Source organism: Pseudomonas sp. OV546 (genome assembly GCF_900116845.1).
GTDB lineage: Bacteria > Pseudomonadota > Gammaproteobacteria > Pseudomonadales > Pseudomonadaceae > Aquipseudomonas > Aquipseudomonas petroselini.
Window position 1 is genome coordinate 320,977 of the sequence record NZ_FPCE01000002.1, and the last position, 18,881, is coordinate 339,857.

The window sequence follows — 18,881 nt, forward strand, 5'->3', positions numbered from 1 at the left end:
CCGCCGCGCAGGTTAACGGCACGGCGGAGTTAGGACAAGTATTAAAAGTACAGCAATGCCATCACCTTCGGACGAAATACCGGTTTAACCCCGGAACTATTCGGCTTTCTGTTTATCCAGCGCAACTTGATACAGCACATTCTTGCGTGCACCGGTAATTTCAGCGGCCAACGCCGCAGCACGCTTGAGGGGCATTTCCTTAAGCAGCAAGTCCAGCACACGCATCGCCTCGCTACTGACGGCGTCCTCGCTTTCCGGTGCCGTCCAGCCCGCCACCAGCACCACACACTCGCCGCGCTGCTGATTGCTGTCGCCTTCGACAAACCCGCGCAGCGCCTCCAAGGGCAGCCCCTTGAGGGTTTCGAACGTTTTGGTCAGCTCACGGGCCAGCAGCGCCAGGCGCTCGCCGCCAAACACCAGCTCCATGTCCTGCAAGCATTCAAGGATGCGATGAGGTGCTTCGTAGAAAATCAAGGTGCGCGGCTCTTCCTTTAGCGCTTGAAGACGCGCACGCCGCCCTACCGCCTTGGCCGGCAAGAAACCTTCGAAGATAAAGCGGTCGGAAGGCAGGCCGGCCGCCGACAATGCAGCGATCAGCGCGCAGGCTCCCGGAACAGGCACTACATTGATACCAGCGGCCCGCGCCTGGCGCACCAGATGGTAGCCAGGGTCGGAGATCAGCGGGGTACCCGCGTCGGAGATCAGCGCCACGTCGTCGCCCGCCAGCAGGCGCACGATAAAACGGCTGCCTTCTTCGCGCTCATTGTGTTCATGGCAGGCTGCCAAGGGCGTGCTGATACCAAAATGCTGCATCAACCGCTGGGAGTGCCGTGTGTCTTCGGCCGCGATCAATTTAACCTCGCGCAACACTTTAAGCGCCCGGGCACTGATGTCGTCCAGGTTGCCAATGGGCGTCGCCACGACAAAAAGCGAGCCTGCAGTGGAATTCAAAGGACCTGGAGCAGTCAAAACGCACACCTCGATGGTTGGCAAAAGCCACATTGTAGCGCGTAGGCGCCTTGAAAATATGCCATCACGGCCGATGCCTTTTCAGCCTTCCGTAACCAATATCAACATTTGCACGACCTAAATCGACGGTTTCACGCCAGTAACATCGCGCCTGGGCCAGTGCTTGGGTACAATTCCACGCTAATTTGATCGGTATCAGGAACACTTACATGATCGCTTGCCTGCGGCTGCTCTCCGCCCTCTGCCTCGCTGCCTTATTGGCCGCGTGTGCCAGCTCGCCCTCGTCCAGCCTTGGCGACCTTCCACGGACCCCGGACGCCAGTATCGAGCAACTGCTCGAACAGGCCACTACCGCCAAGACGCCAGAACAGGCGGCTATGCTGCGCCTGAGCGCAGCCGACCTGGCCTACAAACAGAACAATCCTGGCCGCTCGTCGCAGATACTTGCGCAGGTGCCCCTGGATGTCCTCAAGCCAGCCGCGCAAGTATTTGCCAGCACCCTGGCCGCCGAACTGGCCATGACGCGCAACCAGCCCAAGGCCGCGCTGACCGCCTTGAACCACCCGAGCCTGCAAAACCTGAAGGACCTGCCGCCTGAACAGCAGATCCGCACCGGTACTGTGCATGCCCGCGCTTATGAAGCCGATGGCCAGACCCTGGCCGCAGCCCGCGAGCGTGTTGCCATGGCCCCGCTGCTCACAGGCGATGCCGCCAACAGCAACCACGAAGCCATCTGGGCATTGATCGCCGCCCTGCCGGCCGAACAGCTGCAAGCCAGCGGCAACCCGGTGCTGGACGGCTGGATCACCCTGGCCCAGGCGGTCAAGGGCGCCGGTACGCTGGAGCAACAACAAGCCGCCATCGACACCTGGCGCGCGCAGAACCCGGGCCACCCGGCTGCCGTGCAACTGCCGACGCCGCTCACCAAGCTCAAGGAACTGGCCAGCCAGCCCCTGAACAAGATCGCCCTGCTGCTGCCGCAGGATGGCCCGCTGGCCTCCGTCGGCAAGGCGCTGCGTGAAGGTTTCATGGCTGCGCACTACCAGGCCGAACAGGCCGGGCAGAAGCCGCCGGTGATCGAGTTCTATGACAGCTCACGCCTGACCTCCATCGATGAGTTCTACGCCAAGGCCCAGGCCGCCGGCGTACAGTTGGTGGTCGGCCCGCTGGAGAAGCCGCTGGTCAAACAACTCAGCGCACGCCCGCAATTGCCAATCACCACCTTGGCACTGAACTACAGCGAGACGGATCGCAGCCCTGCGCAGTTGTTCCAGTTCGGCCTGGCCGCGGAAGACGAAGCCCGCGAAGTCTCGCGCCGTGCCCGGGCCGACGGCCTGCATCGTGCTGCGGCCATGGTGCCGCGTGGCGAATGGGGTGAGCGTGTCTACAAGGCCTTCCGTCAGGATTGGGAAGCCAACGGTGGCACGGTCATGGGGGTTGAGTACGTTGATCAGCCAGTGGCACTGGCCCAGCAGATCGCCGACCTGTTCCAACTGCGCAAAAGCGAAGGCCGTGCCAAGAGCCTGCAAAGCACCGTCGGCACCGACGTAGCCGCGCAGCCGTCGCGTCGCCAGGACATCGAGTTCATCTTCCTGGCCGTGACCCCGCAATTGGCCCAGCAGATCAAGCCGACCCTGAACTTCCAATACGCCGGCGATGTGCCGGTGTACGCCACGTCCCACGTATTCAGTGCCAGCGGCGACAAGAACCAGTACCTGGACATGACCAACGTGATGTTCTGCGAAACCCCTTGGCTGCTCAACACTACCGACCCGCTGCGCAACCAGGTTGCCGCACAATGGCCGCAGGCCAACGGCAGCCTTGGCCGTCTGTACGCGATGGGCGTCGATGCCTACCGCCTGGCGCCACGCCTGGGGCAACTCAAAGCGTTGCCGGATACCCGCGTTGACGGCCTGTCGGGCAACCTGGGCATCAGCGCCAACCAACGCGTTGATCGCCAGATGCCTTGGGCGAAATTCGTCGGCGGCGAGATCCAGCGCCTGCCGGACACCCCTCGCTGATGCCTGAGAGGTCCAGCGCACAAAGCGGCAAGGATGCCGAACTTCAAGCGCTGAAATACCTGCAACACAAGGGTCTGCGCCTACTGGCGCAGAACTGGTTATGTAAACGTGGCGAGCTTGATCTGGTCATGCTTGACGGCGATACAGTAGTATTCGTCGAAGTCCGCTACAGAAAACACGCACAATGGGGTGGCGCGCTCGCCAGTATTGACGGGCGCAAGCGTCAGAAGCTGATACTCGCCGCGCAGTTCTTCCTGCAAAAAGAGCATCGCTGGGCCGACGCCCCCTGCCGTTTCGATGTGGTTGCCCTAGAAAGCACACCGTCTGGTCAGGCTGATCTGAACTGGCTCAAAGATGCCTTCGACAGCTGATTCACCGGACATCTTCACCCAACACTTTTGCTCTTTGCTTTGCGGGCTGCACATTCCTGTGCCAAACAGCCGCGCTACTTAAGGTCACACAGATGGACATGCAATCCCGAATTCGCCAGCTTTTCCAGGCCAGCATCGACACCAAGCAACAGGCGATGGACGTACTTGCACCGCACATCGAGCAAGCCAGTCAGGTCATGGTCAACGCGCTGCTCAACGAGGGCAAAATGCTTTCGTGCGGCAACGGCGGTTCGGCCGGCGATGCCCAGCATTTCTCGTCCGAGCTGCTCAACCGCTTCGAGCGTGAGCGTCCGAGCCTGCCGGCCATCGCCTTGACCACCGACTCGTCGACGATCACATCGATCGCCAACGATTACAGCTACAACGAAATCTTCTCCAAGCAGATCCGCGCCCTGGGCCAACCAGGTGACGTGCTGCTGGCGATTTCCACCAGCGGCAACTCGGCGAATATTATTCAAGCGATCCAGGCCGCACATGATCGCGAAATGATTGTCGTAGCATTGACCGGACGCGATGGTGGAGGCATGGCCTCGCTGCTGTTGCCCGAAGACGTGGAGATTCGCGTTCCGGCCAATGTCACCGCACGTATCCAGGAAGTCCACCTGCTGGCGATCCATTGCCTGTGCGATCTGATCGACAGCCAACTGTTTGGGAGTGAAGAATGACCGTTAACCGCCTCAGCCTTTTGGCCATCACCCTGTGCCTCGCTATCAGCGGCTGCAGCACGGCCATCACTGCAACACGTGACACCCCTATTCAGGATGACAAGGGCACCCGTACCTTCGGCAGCAAGATCGATGACTCGCTGATCGAAACCAAGGTCGAAGTCAACGTCGCCAAAGCCGCTCCAGACCTGGGCAACGGTGCTTCACGCATCGTCGTCACCAGCTTCAACGGCGTGGTACTGCTGGCCGGCCAGACACCGCGTGCCGACCTCAAGGCCCAGGCCGAACAAGCCGCCGCGGCCGTGCAGCGGGTCAAGAAGGTTCATAACGAACTGCAGGTGATGGACCCGATCACCCTGCTGGCCATCAGCAACGATGCCCTGCTGACTACCAAGATCAAGGCGCAGATGCTCACCGATAACGCGATTCCCGGTTCGCGCATCAAGGTCGTGACCGACAACGGTATCGTTTACCTGATGGGCCTGCTGACCCAGGCTGAAGCCACTCGCGCCGCCAACCTGGTGCAGGGCGTGTCGGGCGTACAGAAAATCGTCAAGGTCTTCGAGTACATCGATTGATGTAACCGACAGCCACAAAAAAGGGCGCCTTACACAGGCGCCCTTTTTTATTAACGAATGTTTACTGGTACTGCGAGTACGGGTTGCCCTGGAACTGGTTGTTCTGCTGTGGCGCCTGTTGCTGGGCACCTGGCTGGCCGTACTGCTGGCCTGGGATCGGGCCGAGGTTCACTTCCACGCGACGGTTCTGGGCACGGCCGTTGACGTCAGCGTTGCTGGCAATCGGGTTATCCGGGCCAGCACCGCGAGCGCTCAAGTTCGCACCGTTGACGCCTTGGGAGGTCAGGTAGTTAGCCACGCTCTGCGCACGGCGCTGGGACAGGTCCATGTTCAGTTGGCGGCTACCGGTGCTGTCGGTGTAGCCCACGATCTGGATGGTGTTCTGGTTGAACTGCTTGAGGGAGTTGGCCAAGTTATTCAGCGGCTGGTAGAAGCTGCTGGAGATCGCGTCGGAGTTGGTGGCGAAGGTGATGTTGCCGGGCATGATCAGCTTGATTTGGTCGCCCTGGCGCTGAACTTCAACACCGGTGTTGGCCATGCTTTCACGCAGTTTCTTTTCTTGCTGGTCGGCATAGTAGCCATAGCCTGCGGCACCGGCACCTGCAACGACCGCGCCGATCAGCGCGCCTTTGCCACGGTTGTTATGGTCGATGGCGGCACCGGCCAATGCACCGGCCAGGGCACCCAGGCCACCGTACTTGGCAGTCTTGCTCATACCGCCGGATTCATTACTCGCCTGTCCCTGGCTGCTGCCGTCATAAGGGTTAGGTGATGCGCAGCCAGACAACAGGGCTACGACCGTAGCAACAACAAGCAGACGACGCGAAGTGAACATGAAGGGAGCTCCTACTTTTGCATTCTGAGGTGCAGAGGACATTGGCAATGGACCTGTGCCGAGTTTTGAACGCGACAAACGGTAAAAATTCCGTGCCTACAGAAACCGTAGCAGACCCACGCTGAACACGACCTGAGTTTTTGCTACAACGCTTGCCAATCCTGGCCAGAGAACAGCGCCGCCCCCGCAATTATTCCTTCACGCCCGCACAAAAGGGTTCTCACGCATTTCATCACCCAAGCGGGTATCCGGCCCATGGCCGGTCACCACCGTCGCGCCTTCATCCAGCGTGTACAACCGTTGTTTGATCGAACGCAAAATGGTCGCCTGGTCCCCGCCCCACAAATCTGTACGCCCGATACCGCGCCGAAACAGCGTGTCACCCGCAATCAGCAGCTTGGCATCGGCAAACCAGAAACTCATCGACCCCGGCGTATGCCCCGGTGTGTGCAACGCCACACCGCAGCCGCAGGCCAATTCCTCATCATCTTCCAGCCAGCGATCAGGCGAAGGCACCGGGGTGTAGGGAACGCGAAACATCTGGCATTGCATTTCCAGATTGTCCCAGAGGAATTGATCTTCCTTGTGCAAGTGCAATGTGGCGCCGGTCTTCTCTTTCAACTGTCCGGACGCCAGGAAGTGATCGAGATGGGCATGGGTGTGGATAATGCTCACGACCTTGAGGCCCAATGCATCAAGGCGCGCCAGGATCAGCTCATGGTTGCCACCCGGGTCGACCACGATGGCTTTTTTGCTGATCGGGTCGCCGATGATGGTGCAATTGCACTGCAGCGGGCCGACGGGAAAGGTCTCGCGGATGAGTGCGGCGTGTTCAATATTCATCGGTGCTCCAGCAGGCTCTATGGCATATTCGGCACAGAGTATGGTTGACGATACCCCTGACCCGAAAGGGAGCATGGCGTCCCGAGTACCAAAGGCTAAGCTTTCCAAGCGCCATTGAAGAACAATCCAAGACCGCAACCGCGCCGCGCTGGAGCGAGCCCCATGGCGAATCAGCTGATCATCTGCGAACACTGCGACTGTGTGTACAAAAAAGTCACGCTCGCCAAACATCAAAAAGCCCATTGCGTGCGCTGCGCGGGCGTACTCCAGCGTTACAACGGCCTGTCAGTACAGCAGCGTCTCGCCCTGACCCTGACCGCCGCCGTGTTATGGACTTTCGCCAATTTCTATCCGGTGATGAGCATCAGCCTGCAAGGCCTGAAAAACAGCGCCACCCTATGGGATTCAGTGGTTGCGCTGAGTCTGGGGCCGATTACCTTTATCGCCTTGGTGGCCGCTATTTCCATCATCATCGCACCGGTGTTTCAGCTATTGCTGCTGACCTGGGTGCTGAGTTTTGCCCTCTCGGGCAGACGTTCGCCCGCCTTCAAGCTATGCATGCGCTGGCTGGAAGCGCTCAGACCTTGGAGCATGCTGGAAGTGTGCCTGCTCGGTGCGATGGTGGCCGTGTTCAAGCTGGCCGGTATGCTGGATGTGATCCCCGGCACCGGGCTATTTGCCCTGGCGGCGCTCAGCCTGTTGCTGATCCGTATTGCCGGTCGTGACGTGCGCGACCTGTGGGACGCCGTATGAACCCGCCACCGACTGCCAGCGAGCTTAACCTGTGCCTGTGCCACAGTTGTGGCCTGTCTGCCGACATCAGCACCGGCGCGCCGGAATGCCAGCGCTGTGACGCCCCCCTGCACCGGCGCAAAGTCAACTCGCTGACCCGTACCTGGGCCTATATGCTGACGGCGCTGGCGTTTTATGTGCCGGCCAACCTGCTGCCGGTGATGAACACCACCATGCTCGGTTCAGGCGCAGATAGCACCATCATGAGCGGCGTGCTGGAGTTCTGGCAGCATGGTGCGTGGGACATTGCACTGATTATTTTCATCGCCAGCATCGCGGTGCCGGGCATCAAGTTTGTGTCGTTGACGCTGCTGCTGGTCACCGTGCAGCGCAACAGCCGCTGGGCGCGCAAAGAGCGCTCGAAGCTGTTTCGGTTTGTCGAACTGATCGGCTACTGGTCCATGCTCGACGTGATCGTGGTTGCGCTGGTGGCCGCGTTGGTCAAGTTCCAGGCCCTGGGCACTATCGAGCCACGCCTGGGCATTCTGTTTTTCGGCCTGGTGGTGGTGTTTACCATGCTGGCCGCCATGAGCTTCGACCCGAGGCTGATCTGGGAAACCCCACACACCAAGGATACCTCGGATGACGTCACCCACCCCTGACACCCCGCAATCCCCAGGCTCGCCGGCCGTCAAGACTCGGCGTTTCAGCGTTTCGCTGGTTTGGATCGTACCGATCGTTGCGGTGTTGGTGGGGATTTCGCTGGTGGTTCACAGAGTGCTCCAGCAAGGCCCGACCATCATCCTTAACTTCAAGACCGGCAGTGGCCTGACCGCGAATAAAACCGAAGTCAAATACCGCAACGTGGTGATCGGCCAAGTGACCGAAGTGGCCTTGAGTGACGACCAGAAAAGCGTCAACGCCACCGTGAAGCTGGCCAAGCAGGCCGACAGCTTTACCCGCGCCGACTCGCAGTTCTGGGTGGTACGCCCGCGCATCGGCGCCGGCGGCGTGTCCGGCATCGACACCCTGCTCTCTGGCGACTACATCGGCGCCGACATTGGTCAGTCCGAGACCCGCGCCAAACAGTTTACCGGCCTGGAAAACCCGCCGCCCATCACTTACGGCGAACCGGGCAAGCGCTTCACCCTGCACACGCAGAACCTGGGTTCGCTGGATATCGGCTCGCCGGTGTATTACCGCAAAATCGAGGTCGGCCAGGTCGTGGCGTACAAGCTGGATGCCGAAGGCAAGGGCGTCGATATCGAGGTATTCGTGCACGCGCCCAACGATGTCTACGTCACCGAAAACACGCGGTTCTGGAACGCCAGCGGCATCGACCTGAGTGTGGGCGCCAATGGCTTCGCGCTGAAAACCGAATCGCTGTCGTCCATGCTGGTCGGCGGTATCGCTTTCCTGGCACCGCCTTACAGCCCCAACGACAAGCCGGCCAGTGAAGAGCGCACGTTTGAACTGTTCGACGATCAGCTCGCCGCCCTCGCCCCGCCCAATGGCCAGGGGCAATACATGAGCCTGCGCTTCGACCAGGCGCTGCGCGGGCTCAAGGTCGGCGCACCGGTGGAATTCCTCGGCGTCGAGTTTGGCAAGGTGGTGTCAATCAACCTGGATTTCGACGCGAAGAAGCGCAGCTTTCCGCTCAACGTCGGCATCGTGATCTACCCGCAATTGCTCGGTCAGGCCCATACCAAGTTGCTCAAGACGATGAACCATGACCCCAATGATGAAGCCGCCGGTGTACGCCTGATCGGCTCGTTTATCGAAAACGGCCTGAGGGCCCAGGCGCGCAGCGGCAATTTGCTGACCGGCCAGTTGTACATCGCTCTGGACTTCTACCCGAAAGCCGAGAAGGTGGCGTTTGATCCCAAGGCGCGTCCGGTCAGCATTCCCACGATTCCTGGCAACCTGGAACAGTTGCAGGAAAAACTCGAAAACATCGTCAACAAGATCAACCAGCTGCCGATCGAACGTATCGCCGGCAACCTCGACAGCAACCTCGTGGAACTGCGCAAAGGACTGACCCAGTTCAACGCCAAGACCTTGCCAAGCGTCCAGAACACCCTGGCTGACGTGAGCAAGACGTTGCAATCGGCCAGCTCGACCCTGGCCGAAGACTCACCGCAACGCGAGCAACTGACCCAGACCCTGGATGAGCTGGGTCGCATGTCGCGTTCCTTGCGCGAGCTGTCGGACTACCTGGGCCGACACCCGGAATCACTGATTCGCGGCCGCCCCGATAACGCCGCCCCGTTGGACCTGCAAGGACCGCCGCGCAAATGAACCGTGGAGCAAGCGCCATGACGTTAACGTTGAAAGTCACCCTGCTCAGCGCATTGCTCGCGCTGGGGGCATGCAGCAGTACACCGATTACTTTTCATACCCTGACCCCGGCGCAGTGGAGCAACAGCACCGGGACCGACGCGGGGGGGATAAAAATCGAAAGTATCAGTGTGCCGCCACAAGTCGACCGCCCCCAGATTGTGGTTCGCCAAGGCAACAGCGGCGTCGCGATCCTGGATACACAGTGGTGGGCTGCCAGCCTGGTGGATGAGTTGAGGAGCGCGCTGGTGGATCAATTGGCCAACAGCAATCCTCGGCAATCGATGTTGCTACGCCTTGAGGTGCAGCGCTTTGACTCCGTGCCCGGCCAGTACGCACTGCTCGACGTCAAATGGCGTCTGCGGCCGGCCAGCGACAGTGATCGCGCGCCGCTGACCTGCCGCACCACCTTGCAGTCGCCGGCCGGCGCGAGCATTGACGACTTGGTGCTCGCCCACCAGAACAATCTCAAACGCTTCGCGGCGCAGATTCGCCAGGCAGTCGACAGGTCGTCCAACCAGTGCCCAAGCGCGCCATAGACTTCGGAGGGTCTACGCCAGCAGGCCCATTGCCTTGGCACGGGCCACCGCCTGGGTCCGCCGCTCCACCCCCAACTTGCTGTTGATGTGGCTGGCGTGGGTCTTAACGGTGTGCAGTGAGATGAACAGCTGGTTACTGATTTCCTGGTTCGAGCAGCCTTGGGCAATCAGTTTCAGCACTGCCAACTCACGCGCGCTCAAGGTTTCGTGAGCCGGCGCTACCTCGGGTGTCACCACCGTCGGCAGAAGCACCAGCAAACTCTGGTTCAGCAGACCCTGCGCATCCTTGCCCAATTGCTCGCGCATCCAGCCAGGGTGCCCTTCCAACAAGCGCTGGAAAGGTTGCAGCGCGCCCCCGGCGCCGGCCTCAAGGGCCTGGACCAGAACCGAGCGCGCCTTGGCTTCCTGGCCACTTTCCAAGAGCAACTGGGCCTGCTGCGTCAGCGCCATCAGGGCGATCATCTGGCGCCCGCTGTTGTGGGCCTGTTGTGCCAACTCTTCAAGCCGGAGCAGCGCCGCCACGGGTTGATGGCGAATGGCATCCAGGGCCGCCTGCTGCAACCCGATATGTTGCGGCAGGTGTGGATGAAACTCTGGCGCGGCGGCAGCCTGCTCACCGTTGTAGGTTTGCCCCAGGCGGGTCAGCCAGGCGTCGGCCAGGTCGGTGCGGCCCTGGGCCAGCCAGAGCTCGCATTTGATCAGGGTGATCATCGCCAGGTAGTAGATCGGTGGCACGTCCCAGATATGCATCAGCCGCTCCGCCTCGGCGAGCTCGGCAAAGGCACGGGCGAAGTCGCCACGGCGGCCTTCGAAACTGGCGATCACACAATGGCCGATCAACACGCTGATGTCGCGACAAGCGCGGGCTTCGGCGAGGCCGGCGCGCAAGCGGGCGAGCCCGGCTTCGGGCTGGAGCCGCACCAGCAGCAAAAAACCTTCATAGAGCGATAGACGCGCGCGCACCGCGTACAACCGTTGAGGCGCCAGGCCCTGCAGGCGTTGCAGGCCCTGGCGCACTTCATCCAGGGAGCGCAGGATTTCGCCGCGCGCCTGCAACACGCGCGCACGGTCGTAATGGGCCAGGGCCTCGAACAACGGGTTGCCGACGCGCTGCGCCAGCTCCAGGGATTCGCGATTCAAGCCACGGGCACGCCACAGGTCGGCATCGACAATGGCCAGGTTGGAGAGGGTCGACAGGCACATCAGCCGCTGGCCGTAACGCCGTTGCGGCAGGCTTTCCAACGCTTCGCTGCAATAGCGCTGGGTCAGCTCGCGATCGCCCCGGCCCCGCGCGATGATCCCGCTCAGCGCCAGCCATTGAGCCAGCATCGATTTCTGCGCGGTGGCCGACGGTGCCGGCAGGAAGCGGCTGAGGTAGCTGGACAGCTCCTCCGCCGCATCCAACTGACAGGCCAGGCCCAAAGCCCAGCTGTAGAGCACGATCAAGCGCGGCGTGCTGATCAGCAGGCTGTCGGGCAAGTCCATTTTCCAGCGCAGCAGCATGCCCACATTCTGCTCGGCTAACAGTTGCTCTTCGGACAGGTTCTGCACCAGGTTGGCGGCCACATCCAGGTGACCGGCGCGCAACGCCTGCTCCACCGCTTCATCGATCAAGCCCTGGGCATTGAACCATCGGCACGCACGCAGGTGCAGGCTGGCCGCTGGCAGCACGTTGCTGCTGGCGCGTCGGGTGCGCAGCAGGTCGGAAAACAAATGGTGGTAACGGTACCAATGGCCCTGCTCGTCGAGCGGTACCAGGAACACTTGGTGGGCTTGCAGGTAACGCAGGATTTCGGCGCTGTCATGAGCTTCGCGCACGGCGTCGCAGAGCGCGCTGCAAAAACGATCCTGAGGGGCAGTGTCGTACAAAAACGCCTGCACGTCGGCCGGCAGGCAGTCGATCACTTCTTCCAGCAGGTAATCGCGGATCAGCCCTTCCCCCCCGTGCAGGCTCTGGGGCAGGGCACCATCACTGCCGGCTTCAGAGGCGGCCAGCAACCAGAAGCGCAAACCGGCGACCCAGCCTTCACTGCGGCGGATCAGGTTGTCGAGGGCTTCGCCGCGCAAGGAACTACTGTGGCGATCCAGCACGGCCAGGGATTCGCCGTGCGTCAGGCGCAGGTCTTGTTCGTGCAGCTCGAGCAGGTGGCGCGACAACCGCAGCCGCGCCAGATGCCAGTCCGGGCGCTGGCGGCTGGTGACCAGCACCACCAGGCCATCGGGCAAATGGTTGAGGAAAAATTGCAGGCAGCGATCGAGCACCGGCCCTTGGGCCAGGTGATAGTCATCCAGCACCAGCAACAGCGGCGCGCGGGTAGACAGGTGCACCGTCAGCTCATCGAGCAGGCCATCCAGCCATTCTTCGAAAGCAAAGGGTTGGTGACGCTGGCGCATTTTCAGCAGGCCCAGGGATTGGGCGCCGAGTTGCGGGAAGAATTGCTGCAAACCGTCGAGCAGGCGTTCGAGGAAACGGCCGGGGTCGTTGTCACGCGGGCTCAGGCCCAGCCACAAACTCTGCCAATGGGGCGGCAGACTCTGGCAGAACTCCACCGCCAACGAACTCTTGCCGAACCCCGCCGGCGCGCTGACCAGCAACAGCCGCCCTTCCAGCCCGGCACTCAGGCGCTCGCACAGGCGCGGTCGCAGCACGTAGCCGTCAGGCAGGGGTGGCCTGTAGAAACGACCTTCCAGGGTGGGAATTACCGCGCTGGCAGGCCCTTGGATTCGGGACAGATCAGTCATCGCCGGGCTCTTGTAGAAGGCTGTTGTCGGCATTGCAGATGTCCGCAGACTAGCGGTAAAAGCGGCAGGTTTGTAGATCTTTGCAACATTTGCCTGAAAAAGAACTGCGACAAAAAATGTGGGAGGGGGCAAGCCCCCTCCCACATTTGCGAGCTAACTCAGCTTAGCGAACACCATCCTGGCGCAAGGCCGCTGGCGTGAAGTCGCTGGTGGTGGCGGTGAAGCCGAAGTCATACGCCTGTTTCTCTTCGTTCTTCATGCCCAGTGCAAGGTAGCGGCCGGACTGCAGGTCGTAGAGGGTTTCCAGGGCGTACCACGGCACTTGCTTGTCGTAGTAGTTCTCGGCGTGGGCTTCGGCGACGCGCCACAGCTGGCCACGGCCGTCGTAGTGGTCGATGACCGCCGCTTGCCAGGTGTCTTCGTCGATGAAGAAATCACGTTTGGCATAGATATGGCGCTGGCCTTCCTTCAAGGTCGCGACCACGTGCCAGACGCGGCGCAGCTCGTAGCGAGCCAGGTCCTGGTTGATGTGGCCGGCCTTGATGATGTCGGCGTACTTGAGCTTCGGATCATCGATCTTGTAGCTGTTGGAGGCGATGTAGATTTCTTTCTTGCCTTCGAGCTTCCAGTCGTAGCGATCCGGTGCACCGTTGTACATGTCGAGGTTGTCGGACGTGCGCAGACCATCGGCGGCGGTACCTGGGCCGTCATAGGACACTTGCGGCGCCCGGCGAACACGGCGCTGGCCGGCGTTGTAGACCCAGGCCGAACGCGGCTCCTTCACCTGGTCCAGGGTTTCGTGCACCAGCAGCACACCACCGGCCAGACGGGCCGGCGCGGTCACTTGCTGCTTGAAGTAGAACAGCACGTTACCCGGGTTTTTCGGGTCGAAGTCTTTCATCTTGTCGCGGAACACAAACTGGTCGCGGAAGTACACCAGGCTGTAGGAACCGTTGGTTTGTGGCGTAGCCTGGGTTACCAGACGGGTCACGCTGCCGCCGCGATAACGGGTGATGTGGTTCCAGATGACTTCAACGCCGCTTTTGGGAATCGGAAACGGCACGGCGGTTTCGAAGTTTTCCAGGCCGTTGCCGCCGGACACCAGGTTGGTGGTGGTGGCGTTCTTCTTGATCGCGGCGAACACATCAGCCGGCACGGTGGCGCCGCGATGGGTCGGGTAGACCGGCATCTTGAAGGTTTCCGGGTAACGCTTGAACATCGCGTACTGCCCCGGTGCCAGCTTGTCTTTGTATTGCTCGACGTTCGCCGCAGTGATGGTGAATTGCGGTTGCTCACTGGCGTAGGGGTTGGCCAGGAACCCACGGGCGTCGACGGCGCCGGCGTTGGTAGGCAGCGGCGACCATTTAGGAATGGTGCCTGCAGCGTTACCGGCCATCTCGGCGCCCATCGGCGTCAGGCTCGTGCCCAACTTGGCCGCTTCATCCGCCGAGACTGCGGCCATGACGTTGCTCGCCAGGATCGACAGCCCAAGCACACCCACGTGCAACAGACTTTTGGTTATTTTCATGTTCTGGTCTTCCTGAAATGCAGTGTGCTTAGAAGTTGGCGCCGAAGCTCAAAGCGACGAAGTCGCGGTCATCCACCGTACTGAACTTGCCACCAAAGAAGTTGGTGTAGGCCAGGCTGGCGGTATAGGTGTTCTGATACTCGGCATCCAGGCCCAGGCTGACCGCCTTGCGACCTTCTTCGAAGTTAGCGCCAGGACCTGGGGAGTAACCCTTGACGTCATGGGACCACGCCACGTTTGGCTTAAGGTTTACGCCAGCGAAGACGTCCGGATACTCCCATATCGCACGAGCGCGGTAGCCCCAAGAAGTGGCCGTAGTAAAGCCATCGTTATTGCAGTTGGTATTCAGCCCATTGGCATTAGCCAGGCCAGCACCCACGGCGGTGGAATTATTAAGCGTATTGCAGAAACCACCGGGCAAAGTACCTGGACCAAATACCGGGTCGCGGCCATAACGGGCCTCTGATTTGCTCTCCAGGCCGCCCACATGAGTCACCCCAATCTCACCCACCGTGGTCAAGCGGCTGGCGCCCATCACTTGATCAAAGAAGTGCGTGAATGTGGTCTGGAACTGCGTGATTTCCTTGCGGTTGTAACCATGCAGGTCTTGACCAGGCGAGCCTTTGAGCACCGAAGCGTTGCCAAAGCCGATAATAGGCGTGACGCCCGCATAGAGTATGTCGGTGGTGCTCAGTTGCACCGGTGCATTCGGCCGGTAGCTCAACTCCCCGCTCCATGCAGTACCGGTAGGCAGCGTGGTGGAAAAGCTCAAGCCGTAAAGACGAATGTCTTCCGGGTATTCGACGAAGTAGTTGGAGCTACCCGCCACAATCACCGGGCGTAACGCCGCCAGCCCACCCAGTGGACGGTTGTAAGCTGATGCTGGCGCACCCTGGGCACTGAAAATCGGCGCACGGCTGTGATAGTTCATGAAGTAAGCGCCGAACTCGGTGTCCAACGGCTCGAAGTTGTAGTGCATGGCTACGCCAAACTGGCCGCTGTCCCGGGCATCACGGTCGGGGCCACGGCGCACGAGCACACCCTCTTCGTTCACATCAACACCCAAAGCATTGAGCGTGGGATACGCAAGAGGCGAGATGCGAGAGCGCTTGTTCAAGACCCGTAGGTTGTTGTCGCAACCATCAGAGATGACGTCCGGCTGAGAGAAGAATGTCCCGCAGTTGTCCGTAACCGTCTGGTCCCATTCCAACTGATAGAACGCTTCCGCCGACAGGTTATCGGTCAGTGTCTGCGACACATAGAACATGTTGACCGGAATCAAGCCTTCCTTGACCTCAGCCCCCGGACGACGGAACGCGGACACATCGATCGGGTTGATGGAGTTGATGCCGCCGCCGATGAAAGTACTCTCCCCCCAACTTACAACCTGCTTGCCCAACCGCACCGAACCCGGCTGATCGGCGATCGCATAGTTGTGGTAGACGAACGCATCGAGAATTTGCCCGCCCGAGGACTTTGCCCCCTCTTTACGGTTGTTGTCGCTGATGTCCTTGAACAGACGGCTTTCGTCTTTCAACTCAAAGTCATACCAGTACTTGCCACGCACAAACACGCCGGTGTCGCCGTACTTCAGCTCCAGGTCATGAATGCCTTTGAAGATCTTCGAGAAGGTCTCACCCCGCTTGAAGTTCAAATGGCCGTCATCGGAGGTCTGGGACAAGCCCCTGCCCCCGTTGTTGACGCCTATCAGGTCGCGGTTGGCTTTGGCCGTCGACCAGCTCGCCCCCACGGAAAGAGACGAGTCAAAACTCCCTTCGATTTCACCGATATTGAAACTGACGCCGAATGCGGGCCCGGCGAGCGTAGAGGCGAGACTGACGGCCAGGGGCAGTTTTGCCCGGCGCCAGAACTGGTTTACTGAGGTCATCGACGCTACTCCATGTGCATTATTGTTATGGCAGTGAGTTCGTTCTGTGATGCTTGTAACGGCCGGAATACAACGATTCCAATGCCGCTCGGCAGCCGAGCCCCCATGGCCCGAAGCGGAACATCCGTGAAAAACTCTGGAAGGGACTATAGCCAGCAGGGGGTAGTGCTTGATCCCTCTAAAGTGTGATTTGCATCACCAACCCGTCTGCCACGACCCTTTCGCCATGTCGGCGAAGGCCGACGCGGCAAGGATGGCTGAAAATTGGCAAATCACAAGTGAAGGCGCGAGATAGAGCAGTGCCGTGCCCGAATGGGCACGGCGCGGGCATTAGAGCGTCGACAGGAACGTGCTGTTGTTGGCCTGCCACTCAATGATGTCAACTCGGATACGTTTTTTGTCGAGCTTGCCGACGCTGGTCTTGGGAATTTCCGTAACAACGGCGATCTGGCTCGGAATTGCCCACTTGCTCAAGTGGCCCAGTTCGACGAACGGCTTGAGGTGTTCCTTGAGCTCGCGGGCCCCTATCACATGGCCATCACGCACCACCAGCAGGGCAAACGGGCGCTCGCCCCACTGCGGGTCGGCGATGCCCACCACCGCTACTTCGCGTACCGCCGGGTGGCGGCTGACCAGGTCTTCGAGGGCCAGGGACGAGATCCACTCGCCGCCAGTCTTGATCACGTCTTTAATGCGGTCGCGGATGTCGATTACGCCAAAGGCATCCAGCGTGGCCACATCGCCGGTGTGCATCCAGCCGCCGGCCCACAGCTCGGCGCCCTTTTGCGGCTCGTTGAAATAACCTTCGCTGAGCCACGGCGCACGCAACACCAATTCACCCTGGGACTCACCGTCGGCAGGCAGGAAATTGCCGTCGCCGTCGATGATCGCCGCCTCCACCAACGGCCCCGGCACGCCGGCCTTGATGCGGTAGGTAATGCGTTCATCTTCGCTGCCGGCCATCAACTCGTCGTTGAGGTGGGCGCAGGACACCAGCGGCCCGGTCTCGGACATGCCGTACGCAGCGGTCAATTGGATGCCACGCGCCTTGGACGCTTCATACAGCGAACGGTTGAGCGCGCTGCCGCCGATGACGATTTTCCAGCCGCCAAAATCCACGCCCTGGGCGGCCTTGGCATTGAGCACCATTTGCAGGATGGTCGGCACGCAATGGGAGAAGGTGACCTTTTCCTTGCGCCACAGCTCCACCAGGTATTCCGGATCGTAGCGGCCGGGATAGACCTGTTTCAGGCCAAGCATGGTCGCCACGTAAGGCAGGCCCCAGGCGTGCACGTGGAACATCGGTGTAATGGGCATGTACACGTCGTTGGTGCCGAGCAGGCGCACACTGTCGACGCTGCCCATGATGGTCGCCACGCCGATGGTGTGCAGCACCAGTTGGCGATGGGTGAAATACACACCCTTGGGGTTACCGGTGGTGCCGGTGGTGTAGAAAGTGGTGGCGACGGAATGCTCGTCGAAGTCCTGGAAGTCGTATGTCGGGCTCGCGGCGGCCAGCAGGGTTTCGTACTCGCCCACCAAGTTGGGCAACTCGGCGGTCTTGGTCTCGCCGTCGGTGAGCAGCAGGGTCTTGTCGACGGTGGTGAGCTGACCGGCGATGGCCTGGTAGAGGCCCACGAACTCGCTGTTGACCAGCACGAAGCGGTCCTCGGCGTGGTTCATGGTGTACAGGATCTGTTCCGGCGACAGGCGCACGTTGATGGTGTGGATCACCGCGCCGATCATCGGGATGGCGAACATGCATTCCAGGTAGCGATGGCTGTCCCAATCCATCACCGCCACGGTGTCACCGGCCTTGACGCCGGCGTCGGTCAACACATTCGCCAGGCGCGCGACCCGCTCGATCAACGTCGGGTAGGTGTAGCGCAGCTTGTCGCGGTAGACGATTTCCCGGGTCTTCTCGTAACGGGTGCCGGACATCAACAGGCGTTTGATCAACAGCGGGTATTGGTACGCACCTTCGGCGGGCGGGATAACACGGGTCTGCAACATACGAATCCCTTTTATGACTGCACGGTCTTGGCTTGAAGACCTGCACTTTAGAGACCTTATGTTTCAACCAAATCACCCAAAGGAATGATTTGCAGACCCCAATGAATGCTAGCTTTGCGCCAGCATCCAGCCTATTTCATGCTGGTGAAGGCCAGCTTTACCCCGATGGCGATCAACACCGCGCCCATGGTCCGATCAAACCAATGCCCCATCCGCGCAAACCCGGCGCGTACGCGCTGCTGGCTGAACAGCATCGCCACCAGGCAGAACCACAGCGCCGTCGCTACCGCCAGGTACACGCCGTAACCGGCCTGGATCGCCAGCGGTGTGTGCGGGTTGATCACCACGGTAAACAACGACAGGAAGAACAGCGTGGCTTTGGGGTTCAAGCCGTTGGTCACGAAGCCGGCAGTGAACGCCCCACGCGGGGTGCGCTCGCCCGCCTCGCGGTGCAACTCGCCCTCGGCGGCCGGCTTGGCCGGCTGTGCGCGCAGGGCCTTGAAACCGATGTACAGCAGGTAGGCCGCCGCCGCCCACTTGAGCGCGTTGAACAGCACGATGGACTGGGACACGATCAAGCCGATACCGAGCAGCGAGTACCCCACGTGCAGGAATATCGCCGAGCCCACGCCCAGTGCGGTCCAGGTGCCGGCGCGGCGGCCGTGGGTCACACTTTCACGCACCACCACCGCGAAATCCGGGCCGGGGCTGGCCACCGCCAATAAGTGAATCAGGGCTACGGTCAAGAACTCGGCGGCGTACATGCTCACTCCCATTAAGTAACTGATTATTTCATCTG

16 protein-coding genes are annotated in these 18,881 nt (G+C 60.8%); 8 read left to right on the forward strand and 8 right to left on the reverse strand.

The genetic code is table 11. The features are described from left to right. Positions 1 to 96: 96 nt before the first annotated feature. Positions 97 to 1,002, reverse strand: a complete 906-nt coding sequence (gene rsmI, locus BM403_RS06645) for a 16S rRNA (cytidine(1402)-2'-O)-methyltransferase (RefSeq protein ID WP_162471070.1) — start codon at positions 1,000 to 1,002, stop codon at positions 97 to 99. A gap of 176 nt (positions 1,003 to 1,178) precedes the next feature. Between rsmI and BM403_RS06650 the strand changes: the two genes are divergently transcribed. From BM403_RS06650 to BM403_RS06665, 4 genes are all read left to right on the forward strand, one after another. Then, positions 1,179 to 2,990, forward strand: coding sequence for a penicillin-binding protein activator (locus BM403_RS06650; RefSeq protein ID WP_012722287.1), 1,812 nt, complete (start codon positions 1,179 to 1,181; stop codon positions 2,988 to 2,990). Next, positions 2,990 to 3,361: a YraN family protein gene (locus BM403_RS06655; RefSeq protein ID WP_093542158.1), complete on the forward strand. Its 372-nt coding sequence runs from the start codon at positions 2,990 to 2,992 to the stop codon at positions 3,359 to 3,361. The genes BM403_RS06650 and BM403_RS06655 overlap by 1 nt, the downstream gene beginning before the upstream one ends. Before the next feature lie 92 nt (positions 3,362 to 3,453). Then, entirely contained in the window at positions 3,454 to 4,047 is a 594-nt protein-coding gene (locus tag BM403_RS06660; protein WP_007904374.1) for a phosphoheptose isomerase, read from the forward strand. Beyond that, positions 4,044 to 4,625 carry a BON domain-containing protein gene (locus BM403_RS06665; protein WP_012722284.1) on the forward strand — a complete coding sequence of 194 codons (582 nt, stop codon included), beginning with the start codon at positions 4,044 to 4,046 and terminating at the stop codon, positions 4,623 to 4,625. Before BM403_RS06660 ends, BM403_RS06665 begins: the two co-directional genes overlap by 4 nt. 61 nt (positions 4,626 to 4,686) lie before the next feature. Here BM403_RS06665 and BM403_RS06670 read toward each other — a convergent pair whose 3' ends face one another. Both BM403_RS06670 and BM403_RS06675 read right to left on the reverse strand, forming a co-directional pair. Continuing rightward, positions 4,687 to 5,460, reverse strand: a complete 774-nt coding sequence (locus BM403_RS06670) for a YiaD family glycine zipper/OmpA-like lipoprotein (RefSeq protein WP_012722283.1) — start codon at positions 5,458 to 5,460, stop codon at positions 4,687 to 4,689. A gap of 198 nt (positions 5,461 to 5,658) precedes the next feature. Beyond that, positions 5,659 to 6,303, reverse strand: a complete 645-nt coding sequence (locus tag BM403_RS06675) for an MBL fold metallo-hydrolase (protein WP_093542160.1) — start codon at positions 6,301 to 6,303, stop codon at positions 5,659 to 5,661. A gap of 162 nt (positions 6,304 to 6,465) precedes the next feature. On the opposite strand from BM403_RS06675, the gene BM403_RS06680 reads away from it, so the two are divergent. The 4 genes from BM403_RS06680 to BM403_RS06695 are packed head-to-tail and all read left to right on the forward strand — an operon-like array spanning position 6,466 to position 9,911. Next, positions 6,466 to 7,056 carry a paraquat-inducible protein A gene (locus BM403_RS06680; protein WP_093542162.1) on the forward strand — a complete coding sequence of 197 codons (591 nt, stop codon included), beginning with the start codon at positions 6,466 to 6,468 and terminating at the stop codon, positions 7,054 to 7,056. Continuing rightward, complete coding sequence (locus BM403_RS06685; RefSeq protein ID WP_046034335.1) at positions 7,053 to 7,697, forward strand: paraquat-inducible protein A; 645 nt, start codon at positions 7,053 to 7,055, stop codon at positions 7,695 to 7,697. Before BM403_RS06680 ends, BM403_RS06685 begins: the two co-directional genes overlap by 4 nt. After that, positions 7,678 to 9,333 (forward strand): PqiB family protein, encoded by a 1,656-nt coding sequence (locus tag BM403_RS06690; protein WP_093542164.1) that lies wholly within the window; start codon positions 7,678 to 7,680, stop codon positions 9,331 to 9,333. The genes BM403_RS06685 and BM403_RS06690 overlap by 20 nt, the downstream gene beginning before the upstream one ends. A 17-nt stretch (positions 9,334 to 9,350) precedes the next feature. Next, a complete protein-coding gene (locus BM403_RS06695) occupies positions 9,351 to 9,911 on the forward strand; it encodes a PqiC family protein (RefSeq protein ID WP_093542166.1) in 561 nt (186 codons plus the stop codon). Positions 9,912 to 9,923: 12 nt separating this feature from the next. Here BM403_RS06695 and BM403_RS06700 read toward each other — a convergent pair whose 3' ends face one another. From BM403_RS06700 to BM403_RS06720, 5 genes are all read right to left on the reverse strand, one after another. Continuing rightward, entirely contained in the window at positions 9,924 to 12,653 is a 2,730-nt protein-coding gene (locus BM403_RS06700) for a winged helix-turn-helix domain-containing protein (RefSeq protein ID WP_093542168.1), read from the reverse strand. Positions 12,654 to 12,816: 163 nt separating this feature from the next. Beyond that, positions 12,817 to 14,181, reverse strand: a complete 1,365-nt coding sequence (locus BM403_RS06705; protein ID WP_012722276.1) for a DUF1329 domain-containing protein — start codon at positions 14,179 to 14,181, stop codon at positions 12,817 to 12,819. Positions 14,182 to 14,209: 28 nt separating this feature from the next. Next, positions 14,210 to 16,069 carry a DUF1302 domain-containing protein gene (locus BM403_RS06710; RefSeq protein ID WP_012722275.1) on the reverse strand — a complete coding sequence of 620 codons (1,860 nt, stop codon included), beginning with the start codon at positions 16,067 to 16,069 and terminating at the stop codon, positions 14,210 to 14,212. A 330-nt stretch (positions 16,070 to 16,399) separates the two neighbouring features. Continuing rightward, entirely contained in the window at positions 16,400 to 18,082 is a 1,683-nt protein-coding gene (locus tag BM403_RS06715) for a fatty acid--CoA ligase (RefSeq protein ID WP_012722274.1), read from the reverse strand. Between the two features lie 131 nt (positions 18,083 to 18,213). Continuing rightward, on the reverse strand, positions 18,214 to 18,846 hold the full coding sequence (locus tag BM403_RS06720; protein WP_010213066.1) for a LysE family translocator: 633 nt from the start codon (positions 18,844 to 18,846) through the stop codon (positions 18,214 to 18,216). Positions 18,847 to 18,881: the final 35 nt, after the last annotated feature.

Excerpts from the sequence above, each read along its gene's own strand:
- rsmI (WP_162471070.1), bottom strand. The coding sequence starts at position 1,002 with ATGTGGCTTTTGCCAACCATCGAGGTGTGCGTTTTGACTGCTCCAGGT.
- BM403_RS06650 (WP_012722287.1), top strand. The coding sequence starts at position 1,179 with ATGATCGCTTGCCTGCGGCTGCTCTCCGCCCTCTGCCTCGCTGCCTTA.
- BM403_RS06655 (WP_093542158.1), top strand. The coding sequence starts at position 2,990 with ATGCCTGAGAGGTCCAGCGCACAAAGCGGCAAGGATGCCGAACTTCAA.
- BM403_RS06660 (WP_007904374.1), top strand. The coding sequence starts at position 3,454 with ATGGACATGCAATCCCGAATTCGCCAGCTTTTCCAGGCCAGCATCGAC.
- BM403_RS06665 (WP_012722284.1), top strand. The coding sequence starts at position 4,044 with ATGACCGTTAACCGCCTCAGCCTTTTGGCCATCACCCTGTGCCTCGCT.
- BM403_RS06670 (WP_012722283.1), bottom strand. The coding sequence starts at position 5,460 with ATGTTCACTTCGCGTCGTCTGCTTGTTGTTGCTACGGTCGTAGCCCTG.
- BM403_RS06675 (WP_093542160.1), bottom strand. The coding sequence starts at position 6,303 with ATGAATATTGAACACGCCGCACTCATCCGCGAGACCTTTCCCGTCGGC.
- BM403_RS06680 (WP_093542162.1), top strand. The coding sequence starts at position 6,466 with ATGGCGAATCAGCTGATCATCTGCGAACACTGCGACTGTGTGTACAAA.
- BM403_RS06685 (WP_046034335.1), top strand. The coding sequence starts at position 7,053 with ATGAACCCGCCACCGACTGCCAGCGAGCTTAACCTGTGCCTGTGCCAC.
- BM403_RS06690 (WP_093542164.1), top strand. The coding sequence starts at position 7,678 with ATGACGTCACCCACCCCTGACACCCCGCAATCCCCAGGCTCGCCGGCC.
- BM403_RS06695 (WP_093542166.1), top strand. The coding sequence starts at position 9,351 with ATGACGTTAACGTTGAAAGTCACCCTGCTCAGCGCATTGCTCGCGCTG.
- BM403_RS06700 (WP_093542168.1), bottom strand. The coding sequence starts at position 12,653 with ATGACTGATCTGTCCCGAATCCAAGGGCCTGCCAGCGCGGTAATTCCC.
- BM403_RS06705 (WP_012722276.1), bottom strand. The coding sequence starts at position 14,181 with ATGAAAATAACCAAAAGTCTGTTGCACGTGGGTGTGCTTGGGCTGTCG.
- BM403_RS06710 (WP_012722275.1), bottom strand. The coding sequence starts at position 16,069 with ATGACCTCAGTAAACCAGTTCTGGCGCCGGGCAAAACTGCCCCTGGCC.
- BM403_RS06715 (WP_012722274.1), bottom strand. The coding sequence starts at position 18,082 with ATGTTGCAGACCCGTGTTATCCCGCCCGCCGAAGGTGCGTACCAATAC.
- BM403_RS06720 (WP_010213066.1), bottom strand. The coding sequence starts at position 18,846 with ATGTACGCCGCCGAGTTCTTGACCGTAGCCCTGATTCACTTATTGGCG.